This window comes from Rhizobium sp. UBA1881 (genome assembly GCF_002338015.1).
Taxonomy (GTDB): domain Bacteria; phylum Pseudomonadota; class Alphaproteobacteria; order Rhizobiales; family Rhizobiaceae; genus Rhizobium.
This window is the reverse complement of the sequence record NZ_DDHH01000181.1, coordinates 1-276: the sequence shown is the minus strand read 5'-3', so window position 1 is coordinate 276 and position 276 is coordinate 1. Positions and strand designations below refer to the sequence as shown.

General features: G+C 51.1%; 1 protein-coding gene. It reads right to left on the bottom strand.

The genetic code is table 11. The features are described 5' to 3' along the window. Positions 1-90: 90 nt before the first annotated feature. The coding region (locus tag B3605_RS22075; protein WP_296436051.1) for a hypothetical protein at positions 91-276 on the bottom strand (186 nt) is incomplete at its 5' end.

Sequence of the window (276 nt, the reverse complement as noted above, 5' to 3'; positions counted from 1 at the left end):
AGTGGTGCCCCATGCCGGAGTAATGTTATCTAATCAGCGTAACAGGTTAGCCGCCTGTTATGCATCGTTAGCTTTTTCAAGTAAGTTGCCTCACGCCTTGGGGACGACGAAGATTTCAGCGTTTCTCTGAAGCCATTTCTTCTTTCCACCGGTGAAGTTACCCCAAACCTCCCCGTGATGAGGATTTGTAGGAATAGGGTCGTACCCCACTTTGAATTCCTGGGAGCGCAACGCTCCCGCCGTAAACTTCACGGCTCCAAGGAAGGGCGGTGATAT